Annotated in this window: 11 protein-coding genes; 5 read left to right on the top strand and 6 right to left on the bottom strand. The window is 46.9% G+C overall.

Going from position 1 to position 12,438, the window contains the following annotated elements; genetic code table 11:
- On the top strand, window positions 1-1,870 hold a 1,870-nt coding region (locus tag AB7D94_RS13210), incomplete at its 5' end, for an SBBP repeat-containing protein (protein WP_420266361.1).
- 63 nt (window positions 1,871-1,933) lie between these two features.
- Here AB7D94_RS13210 and AB7D94_RS13205 read toward each other — a convergent pair.
- From AB7D94_RS13205 to AB7D94_RS13185, 5 genes are all read right to left on the bottom strand, one after another.
- A complete protein-coding gene (locus tag AB7D94_RS13205; RefSeq protein ID WP_420266360.1) occupies window positions 1,934-3,232 on the bottom strand; it encodes a sensor domain-containing diguanylate cyclase in 1,299 nt (432 codons plus the stop codon).
- Window positions 3,232-3,762, bottom strand: coding sequence for a V4R domain-containing protein (locus tag AB7D94_RS13200; RefSeq protein ID WP_420266359.1), 531 nt, complete (start codon window positions 3,760-3,762; stop codon window positions 3,232-3,234). Before AB7D94_RS13200 ends, AB7D94_RS13205 begins: the two co-directional genes overlap by 1 nt.
- A gap of 45 nt (window positions 3,763-3,807) precedes the next feature.
- Window positions 3,808-4,713 carry a nucleotide-binding protein gene (locus AB7D94_RS13195; protein WP_420266357.1) on the bottom strand — a complete coding sequence of 302 codons (906 nt, stop codon included), beginning with the start codon at window positions 4,711-4,713 and terminating at the stop codon, window positions 3,808-3,810.
- A gap of 45 nt (window positions 4,714-4,758) precedes the next feature.
- Window positions 4,759-5,262, bottom strand: a complete 504-nt coding sequence (locus AB7D94_RS13190; RefSeq protein ID WP_420266356.1) for a hypothetical protein — start codon at window positions 5,260-5,262, stop codon at window positions 4,759-4,761.
- A gap of 69 nt (window positions 5,263-5,331) precedes the next feature.
- The gene (locus tag AB7D94_RS13185; protein ID WP_420266355.1) at window positions 5,332-6,594 is read right to left on the bottom strand and encodes a disk-shape morphogenesis protein volactin; all 1,263 of its coding nucleotides are present in this window, start codon (window positions 6,592-6,594) and stop codon (window positions 5,332-5,334) included.
- A gap of 159 nt (window positions 6,595-6,753) precedes the next feature.
- Here AB7D94_RS13185 and AB7D94_RS13180 point away from each other — a divergent pair, with 159 nt between their 5' ends.
- From AB7D94_RS13180 to AB7D94_RS13165, 4 genes are all read left to right on the top strand, one after another.
- Window positions 6,754-8,763: a FeoB small GTPase domain-containing protein gene (locus AB7D94_RS13180; protein WP_420266354.1), complete on the top strand. Its 2,010-nt coding sequence runs from the start codon at window positions 6,754-6,756 to the stop codon at window positions 8,761-8,763.
- A gap of 46 nt (window positions 8,764-8,809) precedes the next feature.
- Complete coding sequence (locus AB7D94_RS13175) at window positions 8,810-9,562, top strand: metal-dependent transcriptional regulator (protein ID WP_420266353.1); 753 nt, start codon at window positions 8,810-8,812, stop codon at window positions 9,560-9,562.
- Window positions 9,563-9,698: 136 nt separating this feature from the next.
- The gene (locus AB7D94_RS13170; protein WP_420266352.1) at window positions 9,699-9,923 is read left to right on the top strand and encodes a type II toxin-antitoxin system HicB family antitoxin; all 225 of its coding nucleotides are present in this window, start codon (window positions 9,699-9,701) and stop codon (window positions 9,921-9,923) included.
- Window positions 9,920-10,150, top strand: coding sequence for a type II toxin-antitoxin system HicA family toxin (locus AB7D94_RS13165; RefSeq protein WP_420266351.1), 231 nt, complete (start codon window positions 9,920-9,922; stop codon window positions 10,148-10,150). The genes AB7D94_RS13170 and AB7D94_RS13165 overlap by 4 nt, the downstream gene beginning before the upstream one ends.
- 9 nt (window positions 10,151-10,159) lie before the next feature.
- Here AB7D94_RS13165 and AB7D94_RS13160 read toward each other — a convergent pair whose 3' ends face one another.
- Entirely contained in the window at window positions 10,160-12,274 is a 2,115-nt protein-coding gene (locus AB7D94_RS13160) for a PAS domain-containing sensor histidine kinase (protein ID WP_420266350.1), read from the bottom strand.
- Between the last annotated feature and the right edge of the window lie 164 nt (window positions 12,275-12,438).

Genomic DNA, 12,438 nt, shown 5'->3' with positions numbered 1-12,438 from the left:
CTGGAAATCATTGCAACTTCCCATGAGAACTTGTTTTATCCGTCAGAACAAATTTGCCGTGGGGGCGAGAAGGCTTAGCGTTGACAAAGACGGCAGCTTAGTAATCGCCTCAAAGTTCGGTAAGATGCTTATGCACAAGCCACTTGTTTATCAGGAAATAGACGGTGTGAAGAAGGAAATCAACGGCAAATATCGGGTTACCAAAGGCAATCTTGTTAGTTTCAACGTAGCCGGATACGACAAGACTAAGGCATTAGTCATTGACCCCTCGCTTGCGTATTCAACATATCTTGGCGGAAGCAGCACCGGCGGTCTTGGTGAAACGGGCTACGGCATACAAGTAGATACGGCAGGCAACGCGTATATTGCCGGAATTACAAGCGCAACAGATTTCCCTGTAACAACCGGTGCATTTCAGACTACTATTAAATATAAAGGCTCTTTTAGTGTCTTTGTAACAAAACTAAACTCCACGGGGACTGCGCTTTTGTACTCTACATATCTTGGCGGTTCTGGTGGAGAAGCCGGCATTGGCATAGCGATAGATCCCTCAGGCAATGCCTATGTTACCGGAAGCACACACTCATCGGATTTTCCTGTGACATCTGACGCTTACCAGAATAAAATGAAAGGCACATTGCAGAATGCCTTTGTTACAGAACTTAACCCCTACGGCTCCGCGCTTGTGTACTCAACGTATCTTGGCGGCAGTGGTAATACTGTTTATGCCTTTGGCGATACACCTTATGCAATAGCATTCGATTCCTACTATAATGCCTATGTTACCGGAGCAACAAGCTCATCGGATTTTCCTATAACGACCGGAGTATTTCAGAAAACCCTTAAAGGTACCCGTAATGCCTTTATATCAAAGTTGCAGCTTCAATCAACGTCAACTTATAGGCTTACCGTAACGAAATCCGGCACCGGCACGGGAACTATAACAAGCAGCCCCTACGGGATAGACTGCGGCGCAACCTGTTATGGCCTATACACTCCAAACTCATGGGTAACACTGATTGCGACGCCGGATTCAGGTTCTTCCTTTACAAGCTGGTCAGGGTGCGATTCTACCCAGGGTATATATTGTGGCGTTACAATGTCCGCGGCCAAAAATGTAAACGCGGTATTTACGCTATCATCTTATACCCTGACCATAACGAATACCGGCACTGGTTCGGGTACAGTAGCAAGCTTCCCCGCGGGTTTAAGCTGCAGCGGCAATACCTGTACCGGGTTATTTTCTCCTGGTACGGTAGTTGCGCTGTTTCCAACGGAAGATACTAACTCTCAAATCGCATATTGGCCAGATACCTCCCATTGTAGTAATATTACTAGTGATATTACTTCTGATCTATGTAGTGTTACTATGTCGTCGAATATGTCTTTGGCGATTAATTTTAAACGGGACAACGATACGGCAAGCGAAGTCTTATACCGCGTAATTAATGATTTGAATAATAGCCATAATAATGGTTATGGACCCCCAATGGGACTTACAACGGGATCAGATTCAGGAGGCTTATACTACACGGTACAGACTTATTGTGGTACTGATTGTAGGTATTCTTTTTTAGCGTATTCAGACGGTAAGGTATATAATAATATCCTTACCGGCCGCTGGGACTATATGAGTGATTGGAAAGCTTCTGCTATGGCAAGGAAGTGGATAAACGCTGTTTATACTCAAAATGCCACGGAATACGGGGCGAAATTTGAAGATGTGGTATGGACAAGATATTTACAGTCATCCGTACAGTATGTACAATGGCTGGTGGGTGGTAGTTTTATAATGGCTGGGGATGACGGAGAGATGTACTACTGGAATGGCAGTTCACTGCAGGCTTTAGGGATTCCCTGGGTGCAATAGCAGAGGTGCTTTAAATCTCATGGATTTTTATCCCCCGCCGCTTGCGGCGGGGAGCCTCACTCCTTACCCGACGCGCTGCTGTTTGCGGGATACCTTGTCCTCGTACATGCGCTTGTCGGCCTCCTTTATGGCTGATTCAATTTCGTCGGCGTTATGGGCGGTTGCAGCACCAAGTGATATGGACACCGGCAGATTGCCGCTATTGAGGTTATACTGTTCCTGATATCTCCTTATACGCTCTATTGATTTATCGGCTAATTCCGCGTCAGTCATGCTGAGAATAATCAGGAACTCATCGCCGCCCGTACGCGCTACTATATCACTTCCACGAAACGCCATCTTAAGCACGTCGGATGCCCCCCTGATGAGCTGGTCCCCTTCATTATGCCCGATTGTGTCATTCACCCGCTTCAGGCCGTCCAAATCTGCCACTATAAAGCTGACCGGAAACAACGGGCCATGGGCTATGCGTCCCAATTCGGCATCAAAGAAGGCACGGTTGTAAAGCCCTGTCATGGCATCGTGCGTGCTGCTGTATTTCAGCTTTTCTTCCTCCCTTTTACGCTCTGTAATATCCCTTGATATTCCTACAAATTCCTTGATTTGCCCATCCGCCGTGGTTATGGCTGAAATGACTACTTCAACGGGGATTATCCTGCCGTCCTTGCATTTTTGCTCTACCTCAATCCTCTCCGAAAAACATTCCATATCCCCTGATTCCCTATAGTGAGCAAGTTTTTGCATCAGGATATCCCGAACATAGACATAAGACTCAGGTGTCAGGGCCAGTGCGAAGGTCTCACTAATGGCCTCCTCAACAGTGAATCCCCGCAGGGCCGCAATTGACGGGCTTACATACGTAAACCTATCCATTGAGGCGTCCAGCGTCCAGATGACGTCGCTGACACTCTCGGCAATCAGCCTGAAGCGCTCCTCGCTCTCCTTAAGCTCCGCCGATATGCGCTGAAGCTCAATCATGTCGTCATTCATGCGCGAGTATGCCTCCTCAAGCTCAGTTCGGGATTCGTCGAGGCCTTCAATCATGCTGTTAAAGGCCGATGCGAATTCCCCCATAAAATCAACCCTCTGGGAGAAATCGCCGACCGCGATTTGCTTAGTCTGCCATGTCAGGTGTTTCAGGCTGGAGTGGAGCGCCTTCAGGCTGCCGGCAACCGGCCCTACCCCGCATCGTTCTATTGATTTGCTGAGGTCGCCGTTACCAAGGGCAAGCGCGAAGCCCCGTATCGCATCCAGATACCCTGTGAGCCGTGAAAGCTGCTCTGAGTATTCCACATCCGGGGGGATTGTGGGGAGGCGTCCTTTGGCAAGCTGCTCCAGTATGGCAGCGGTGCGTTCGTCCATCAGGCCCCGTCAGTGTCAGCGGTAAAGCGGCAGGTGCGGTCACCCGTACACCAGCAGTCAACCTCTTTGACCGTGAAAGATTTACCAGAATAACTCTTAAGAAGCGCGGCAATAAAACCCTCGTCATAGGTGCAAAGCTCCATTCCGGTATCAGGCAGCCCTGAGCAGTCCAGGTCCTCCGACACGGTCATCGTCAGGTGGCCTTTGTCAAGGTCTGCCTCCTCCACGCGAAGGATGCCTACACCCATATCTTTCAGCACGGTCTGAAGTTTCTTAACGAAACTGTTGAGGTCTGCCTGTTGCCCTATGAGATTGTCGTAGAACTCCTTGCCTGCCAGAAAACCGGCATCGTAAAATATCCTGTCGGTCTCGTCAGAGCCATAACGCTCCTCAATAACATCCCTGAAACTGAACTGCATCAGACGATAGACCTCTACCCGCATCTGATGGCCAAGATTGGGACGTCCCACTTCTAAATCTCCCAGCAACTCCCAGTTGAACTTATACCTGCGATCAGTTTTTTTAGACATATGCCCCTCCTTTTAATCCAGTTGTTTGACTTCTTAGAACCGGGGTTAACCCGTGTTCATGCACTTATACGCCAGTTCTTTGATGGCAATTGAAAACGGCGACATCGGCTCACTAAGTAAGACAGGTTTTGTCTTGAATAGTGCGCGCTTAACGGCCTCGTCACTTGGCAGAGTTATCATAACCCTCGTGTTTATGTTCGTGTATTGCTTTACGAGATTTTGAATTACCATGCCCGTGTTTATATCACGCGCGGATTGAACCATATTGATTACGAAACTGGGCGTGAAGCGGGCGATCTTCTTACGGGCCGATTCCACAAGTTCGGCGTCTATTTTTTCGGCCTCTTTGAGAAATTTTTCTATTGTGTTTAAAGCGGGATTGGCGTCTACATCCTTTGCCTTCTCAAGGAGTTCCATGAAAAGCTCTGTATGCCTTTGCTTAAAATGAAATGTCAACAGCCTGAATATCGCCGTCTTAATAAACCCGTATGCCTTCATCAGAGATGTTACCTCAGGTGAGGTCACCAAAAGCCCGACTTGCGCTATGAACAGGAAATCCACCACATTAAAGGCCGAACCAGCCGCTAAATCGAGAATCACAACGTCACAGTTAAGTTTTGAAATGTGCCCAATAAGCTTGACCTTCTGCTGAAATGGCATATTGGCTATATCAGGAATCTTAGAGCCGCCACAGATGAGTTTCAGATTTGGAATATTTGTTTCGATGAGCGCCTTATCAAGGGTTTTTATATGTTTAAGGACAAAATCGTCAAGCGAATACTCGTAACTCCTTACCCCAAGTATAACATGCAGGTTTGCCCCGCCAAGGTCGAGGTCAACGGCAATCGTTTTCTTACCCGTGGCGGCGATGGCGATAGCGAGATTGGCCGATATGGTGCTCTTGCCAATGCCTCCTTTCGGGCCTACAATGGCAATGATCTTCTGAGGCATGTCACACGCTCCTATCCATAAAATATACTTTAAAAAAGAAATCCATCACTTTATATGGAGAAATCCTATGAGATTGTCCAATAGGTCATCGGCCTCAGATGGTCTGCCATCGTTGATACCGATTTCATTGTCGGCGGTGAGGAGCATTTTAACCTTCGACACTATCAGCACGGGGTCAATCGGGGTATCCATGCACCAATCGCTTACCACATCTTTTAAAATCGCCAAATCCTTATGTTCTGAGTTTCCTATAGCCAATACTTTAAAAGGCGCTGCCTGTGCAAACAACTGCGCGCAGCAATTTCTGAACTTCTCCAGCTCTCCGGGATAAAACCCCTTAGTGTCCAATACCACGACCGCTGGTTTATCCCTTGCAATGGCATCTGCCGCATAGAGTAAGTTCTTAAGCAGCAGCAGAGCAGGCACATCCTCCCCAGACTGCCCTCCGCTATAACTCGTGCCGCCGTGCAGCGAATCGCCCGACTGCACACTGCCAATCGTCTCATCAGCGGGGACTTCAACCCATTTCTGTAGAGCCTTTTGTATCATACTTCCCCTAACGGTATCGGCTGAAAAGATGATTACCTTAAGAGACATATTATCGCTGATGGCTCTATGTTAACGGGACTCTGCCATGGCCATTACCAACGCCCCTTTGGCTGTGGCGTTAAGAGGTTCCCTTGCAACCCTGACCGAGGATATCTCAATCGGCAGCCTGATAGCATTGAGTGCCTTTTCAAATTTTTCCCTACATCCCTTGGGCATGGACGTACCGCCGCTTAACACTATCGGGATCGGTTCGGTAATCTTTGGTATATGGTCAGACGACGTTATAACGTCCTGAATACTCCTTACGAGGTGGTTGATAAGGTCGTTGTAATAGAGGTGCATGGACAGCTCCAGTTTGTTTTTAGGCAGAACTGAGAGGTCTAAGGATTCCTCTTTTACAACCTTTATTTTAGTGGCGGGTTCGCCAACTTCAAGGCTTGTCATTTCATCAATATAGTCGCCGCCCTTTTGAATACTATACGTTACTACCGGCACCGACAAGTACGAAAGACAGACGTTACACATGCCACCGCCCATGCTTATGCCTATGCCCGTGAAGTTATCCTCTGACAGCTCTGACATTACCACGGCGAGGCCCTCGTTTATTGAGACAGGCATGTAGCCAAGTGTCTCCAGGTACATCTTTATGATTGATTCGTGCCCGGTAATGATGACTTCCCTCTCTATGGGCTGGCCGGGGACGCTGAAACATATTATCTCGCCGAACTTCTTAGGTTTCTGAATCAGGGTGTTGATAATAGACTGTATGACAATAACGGCCTCGTCCTCACGTGGGCTTAGAAGACCTTTTTCCATTGACTTCCTCGTGTTGGAGTTAAACATATTGGCGAAGCCCTCGGCGGAGTAACCGATTATGTAGTAGCGTTTATTATGCTCGAAAAACATGACATTGTTTTGTGTGAGTATCTGTTTGGTGAATTTGGATTGGGGGATAGTGAAAAAGGCGTTGAGTTGTTTAATCATTTGTATTTTGTTACCCTTGTTCTGAGCCATAACAATATTGCTTGTGCCGACGTCAAGCCCTACCGGACCCCACGGGCTTTCAGGTTCAGAGCCGACTTCCCTTTCCTGTGAAACGATGGGTTTTTGGGCTGTCCTTATGGCCGATGCTATCTTCTGGTCTGAGATGTCTGAGCCTGACGGCTGTGTGTGTAGGGGCTGGGGTTGTATGTCTGGAGCCTCAACCCTCGCCGCGTCAGACGGCCTGCCCGCGCCGGTTGCCGCTATCCCATCCGCCGCTGGCGATTCAATCTCGGTAAGCCTCTGCTTTAGTTTTTCTATCTCCTTTTGATACTCGCTTGCCTCTGCCATTTCATCCTCCTTTTTCACTTCAAATCTCTATAAAGCCCGAAAGCCTGGTTTGCATTTAGTTAGATATTATGTTATTTTAGCGTGCCATGAATATTAATGTTATTTTGTCTGAGTTGTCAAGTATAATATTTAAAAATAAAGGCTTTTCTGGCGGTGGATATGGTGTTTAAGCAAAAAAAAGATACGAACGAGGCTGCAAAACTGGCTGCCACGGTGGAGGCCCCGGCCTCCGGCCACTCACTACCGGCTCGCACACCCCCTAAAAAAGTAATAGTCACCGGCCTTCCAAACAGCGGCAAGAGCCAGATATTTAACAATCTCACGGGGGAATACTCTATCGTCGCCAACTACCCCTTGTCTACCATATGCGTCAAGCAGGGGCAATTCCGCATGGGCGAAGAGCGATACGAGGTCTATGACACACCCGGACTTTACTGCCTGTTCATCCATTCGGAGGACGAACTTGTAGTGCGGGACTTGATATTTAAGGAAAAACCTGATGTGTTACTTTTATGTATAGACGCCAACCTGATTAAACAATCACTGGCCTTGGCCGCTGATTTGATAGAACTCCAAATCCCTATGGTAATATCAGTTAACGCCATAGACGAGACCTCAAAAAAGGGTATGTGGATAGACTCCGACACGCTGTCTCAAATCACCGGCGTCCCTGTGGTTGAATCCATAGCCATAAAAGGAATCGGTACGAACAGGCTCAAAAACGCGATTCAAAGGGCACGCGTGGGAAGACTTGCAATTCACTACGGGGATATTATGGCAAGAGGCATATCCACCGTGGAGACACTCCTTCCTAAGGCGCTTCCATATAAACAAAAAACAGCTATTTTAGCGCTGCTTAACGACCCTTTCCTCGATAATTACCTGATAGACAATGTCTCCGAAGGCCAGCTCCAGAAGATACACGACGCGGTTGATGACGTTCAGGAGTATTTTAAGGGGAATCTTGCCAGGACGATAAATCATAAACGGGCGGAGTGGGTTGACACGGTTACAGATAAAATCATCAAAAGACAGGTGGCATTTTCTGGCAGGGTATCAGAGACTATTGCCCGCATGTGCCGGTCGGTCGTGTTCGGCGTCCCGATTCTTATGGGCATTATAGTTATCACATATTTTCTTGTTGTAAACGTGGCCAACTGGATATCTGACTGGATGGAAAAGCTGCTGTGGCTGCCGGTGCAGGCACGTATAGATTCGCTGGTTACGTATCCATTTTGGAAGGATTTCTTTATAGGCCCGTACGGGGTGTTTACGCTTGGCGTGGCCGGGGCATTGTTGACCGTGCTGCCTATACTTTCGGTCTATTTCATCCTCTACAATATACTGGAGGATGTGGGATATATTCCCAATCTGAGTGTGTTATCGAAGCGTGTCTTTGATAAGATTGGCCTGAGCGGGGCGTCCATTATGCCTATGGTGCTGGGGTTTGGGTGTAAGACAATGGCCACACTAACGGCCAAAACTCTGACCTCACCTAAGGAGAGATATATAACCATCTTTCTCATCGCGTTTGCCCTACCCTGCGCCCCGCAGATTGGGCTTAATATGGGCCTTTTGGGCAGGGTTGGAATGTCGGCCTTTATTATAGCCTTCTCCGTGCTTGCCGCCATAGAGGCGGTAACCGGCCTTATCCTGAATAAGATTATCAAAGATGACGACAAGGACTGTTTTATACAGGCGTTGCCCGCTATTAGAATGCCGAATCTGAAGGCCGTCGTAAAGAAGACCTACTACCGCCTGTACTGGTTTTTAGAGGAGGCGCTGCCAGCGTTTATGTATGCCTCTATTGCTATGTTTACACTGGATAAGACAGGTTTTTTAAGACTTATGAAGGTATTTCTTCAACCAGTAGTTGAGGGATTTCTGGGGCTGCCCAGCGAGATGGTTGACGCCCTTATTCTGGTAATCGCACGTAGGGAGGCCGCTGCCAGCGTGATAATAAAAATGTCTGAAAATGGACATTTGAATTACGTTCAGAGCATCGTCGCCGTAGTCCTGACCACGATGTTTGTGCCGTGCCTTGCCCACATAGGGATAATAGTAAAACACCAGGGATGGAGGTCCACTGTGTTCATGGTATCTGTCATGACGGTCACATCAGTGATAATAGCCGGGGTTTTGAACAGGGTTTTACTTATATTTTTCTAATTTACATACCACCCTTAGGGGTGTGGATAATTGGAGGTCAGTTGAAATGAAAGACTCAATGGAGTTGGACGAGTATCTTGAGGCCTTATGGTATATGAAGGAGGACGGGAAGGATTCTATGGCCGAATTAGAGGCTGAAATAGGGGCTAATTTTAATATACAGATCGTCAACGAATGTCTTGCCGGTGGCCTGGCGTCTGTTTCTGATGACGACAATACCGTAGCGCTGACAATAAAGGGAGAGGAGCGCGCCAGACGCATAATCCGCGCCCACAGGCTTGCCGAAAGGCTGCTCTTTGACGTAATGGGAATGACCAAGAATATTGAAGAGGGCGCGTGCGAGTTTGAGCATATGGTTACGCCTGCCCTTGTGGATAGCATCTGCACTATGTTGGGACATCCTAAGGAAAGTCCGCAGGGGCTGCCGATTCCTCCGGGGGAGTGCTGCGACAGTGCCGCTACGACGATAGAAAGCTCTGTCATCCACCTGACCGAAATGGAGATAGGACAGGCCGCGCGTGTGGCGTATGTCAACTGCAGGAAGGACCATGAGCTTCACAGATTAAACGGCCTCCAGATAAGGCCCGGCGTAAACATAAAACTCCACCAGACATATCCATCGTTCGTCATAGAATGCGAGGGGTCTAACATCGCCCTTGATGAGGAGATTGCCAATAATATCTGCGTATGGCGTGAAAAGAAATATATGCCGAAAACCAGCAGGACAGACGCGGCAAAAAAACACACCCTCTTCAGAAGAGGGATGGGGATATTTAAAAAACACAGAAAGAGTGAGTGAGAAACTCATGGCTGCAATACAGAAGCCGCCAACGGGCGGCAGCCTAAACGCAATAGACAAAACGTTGGCAAAAATACGGGTGAAGGGGGGTTACCCCCCTTCGTCTTTAATCCTTAAACTGTCAGGAGGTCGTCAGATGAGTATATATAAATTTTCAGTGATAACCGAAAAAAATGTCGAAGGCTATTTTGCTTTCTGTCCCGAACTTCAGGGGTGCTACACACAGGGTGATACTTATGAAGAGGTTATGGCAAATATCAAAGATGCAATTGCTCTTCACATAGAAGACAGAATGGAAAACGGGGAAGAGATTCCACAGCCTGATTCAGTAAGTCTAACCCTGATGGAAGTCGCAGTATGAACGAAAAACTTCCGAGAGTGACCGCTGCCGATACAATCAAAGTATTGGAAAGGGTTGGATTTATCTTTTCACGGCAAAGCGGAAGCCACAAGATATATAAGAATAAGGAAGGCAGGAGGACAACCGTCCCTTATCATTCAGGAAAAATCCTGAATCCAAAAACTTTATCAAGCATCATTAGGGATGCCGACCTAACCGTGGAGAAATTCAAGGAATTGTTGCGCTGATATTATATTTTACCCTGCCGGCAGCTCTATGCGAAGCTCGGCACCGCCGTCAATATTTCTGACAGTCAGTTTGCCGCCCATCCTGCTTTCGATTATTGTCCTGGACATGTATAATCCTATGCCGGTGCCTTCCTGTTCCGGCTTCGTCGTGAAATAAGGCTCGAATATCTTTTCCATTGCTTCAGGTGGAATACCCCCGCCGTTGTCGCTTATCGTTATCGTTAGAGCATTGTCTTTCTTTGTGATGCCTATGGATATTCTTCCCTCCACCACCTCATCAGGGAGCCTCTCTTTACCCAAAGACAATATTGCATCCCTCGCGTTGTTTATTAAGTTCAATATTACGTGTTTGAATTCATTCGGATAACCTGTTATTTCACAGAAATCAGGCAAATTCTCCTTATCGAATAAGACGATAATATCGTTTCTTTTTAACAAAGTTTCATTCATAAATAATATCTCTTCTATCTCTTTTTTTATGCAAAACCTGACTTTTTCTTTTGAGGGTCTTAAGAAATTCCTGAAATCGTCAACAGTCCTTGTCATAAAATCTATTTGTTCAAATACGTTTTTAACCGCATTTTGTAAATATTCCGCGTCCAGGCCCTCATATCCAAAGGCGTCTTCTAAGTCCTGGATGATTAAACCGATGACATTTAAAGGCTGCTTCCACTGATGGGCTATAACGGCTATCATCTCCCCCAGGGTTGCCAGTTTGGACTGTTGAACGAGGATATGCTCTCTTTTTAACTTGCTCCTTATCTCCTCATTTACCATATCCTGGAGGTTTTGTGCAACTGCCTCCATCATCTGTTCGGATTTCCTTAGTTGATCCATTTCCCGTTTGCGCACCGTGATATCCCTTATGACACCAGTCGAACCACCGGCAACCCTTGTCTTTATCAGTCCAAGAGTTCCGGTAAACTCTTTTTCCAGTGATGCCGCATTGATTTCATAGACACCGCTGCTATTTACCTCTCCAATTATTACCTCTCCGAGTACTACATCAGGGCTGCCAGAACTGCCCTCATGTTTCTTTTTTACTATATGGACTTCCAATCCGAATGTGCCTCTTGTGCCAGTCCTTCTTTCATCGAAAAACTTAGGTACGCCGGTCTTGTCCACTTGCTGTGACAAGGCGATGCTGCGGCTTACGGATTCAACATCCTCTGGAAATAGTATTTTGCTGAAATGCTGGCCTATAAGTTCACCTGGCTCATATCCAAGCGCTCGGACAGCGTTATTGACAAGCACAAAAATTCCATCCTTGTCAATCATATATACGATGTCGGGGATAGTTTCTATGAGGGTTCTGTATTTTTCTTCCGAACACCGTAGCCTTAGATAGTTTTCTTTTTGCCTGTTTGTGACTTCCCAATTAAATATCTTTAAAATATTTATCATGGAAAAGGCAATTACCAAAGCAATGCCTGCCCGCAATGCCTGAACGGGAATCCCCACTGCTTTCAAAAACGAATCGGTGTTGAGAATGTTAGCGGGGAAGAAAGCCCCCCTGTTAACGACCAATCCCCCCAAAATACCATACACAAAAAAGGCCGCACTCGTTATAAAAAAATATTTTTTTACATTTATTTTTGACAACATATTCTTATCACACCGGTAATATGAATAAAAACCATATGCCGTCATCAGCGACCCTATAAATCCAAGGAGATATCTTGCGGCGGCGCTGTCAAGGTTTAATATGTTTTGAAATACTATGCGGATGAAAAGGACTAAGCCCACAGCCCCTGCGGTCAACCACCAGCCCATGTATCTGGCAGCCATCAACTGACAGGAGGGAGAATCCACAACTGAAACCCTGACGAGCCTCCTTCCGAATTCAAATAAAAAGACATATGAACCGACCAGACAAAACCATCGTATAAGATCTAACGTCTTATCAGTGCCCTTAATGATAACCCACATATCCAGCCATTCGTTCACCCCGTGGAGTAAACCAAAGCCTGCCAGCAGCCAAAGTGTCCCCGTCCACTTAAACGCGCTGCCCTCTTTCGGCTTTAACGCGATAGCAAGCCCCATCACGATAAAAGACAACCCATAGACAAAAAATACGACGTCCATGCTGCCGCCAATCACGCGGGTTAATTCTAAAATTTGCAACCTCCCACAGTTATTACAGATACGCGGGCAACCAGGTATCATTACACCGCATATTCTTTCCATCCAAAGATAACACAGTTTACAGTATGTTGTCAAAGGTAAGCCTCCACCCTGTCGTACCAAAGTAGAAATGTCCTATTCTTACCAAAATAGAAATGTCCTAT

This window comes from Candidatus Magnetominusculus dajiuhuensis, assembly GCF_046044395.1.
Taxonomy (GTDB): domain Bacteria; phylum Nitrospirota; class Thermodesulfovibrionia; order Thermodesulfovibrionales; family Magnetobacteriaceae; genus Magnetominusculus; species Magnetominusculus dajiuhuensis.
Note: the sequence above shows the minus strand (reverse complement) of the source record. Positions and strands in the feature narration are given on the sequence as shown.

Bases quoted from the DNA above. Each gene is read 5' to 3' on its own strand.
- AB7D94_RS13205 (WP_420266360.1), bottom strand. From the start codon at position 3,232: ATGGACGAACGCACCGCTGCCATACTGGAGCAGCTTGCCAAAGGACGC.
- AB7D94_RS13200 (WP_420266359.1), bottom strand. From the start codon at position 3,762: ATGTCTAAAAAAACTGATCGCAGGTATAAGTTCAACTGGGAGTTGCTG.
- AB7D94_RS13195 (WP_420266357.1), bottom strand. From the start codon at position 4,713: ATGCCTCAGAAGATCATTGCCATTGTAGGCCCGAAAGGAGGCATTGGC.
- AB7D94_RS13190 (WP_420266356.1), bottom strand. From the start codon at position 5,262: ATGATACAAAAGGCTCTACAGAAATGGGTTGAAGTCCCCGCTGATGAG.
- AB7D94_RS13185 (WP_420266355.1), bottom strand. From the start codon at position 6,594: ATGGCAGAGGCAAGCGAGTATCAAAAGGAGATAGAAAAACTAAAGCAG.
- AB7D94_RS13180 (WP_420266354.1), top strand. From the start codon at position 6,754: ATGGTGTTTAAGCAAAAAAAAGATACGAACGAGGCTGCAAAACTGGCT.
- AB7D94_RS13175 (WP_420266353.1), top strand. From the start codon at position 8,810: ATGAAAGACTCAATGGAGTTGGACGAGTATCTTGAGGCCTTATGGTAT.
- AB7D94_RS13170 (WP_420266352.1), top strand. From the start codon at position 9,699: ATGAGTATATATAAATTTTCAGTGATAACCGAAAAAAATGTCGAAGGC.
- AB7D94_RS13165 (WP_420266351.1), top strand. From the start codon at position 9,920: ATGAACGAAAAACTTCCGAGAGTGACCGCTGCCGATACAATCAAAGTA.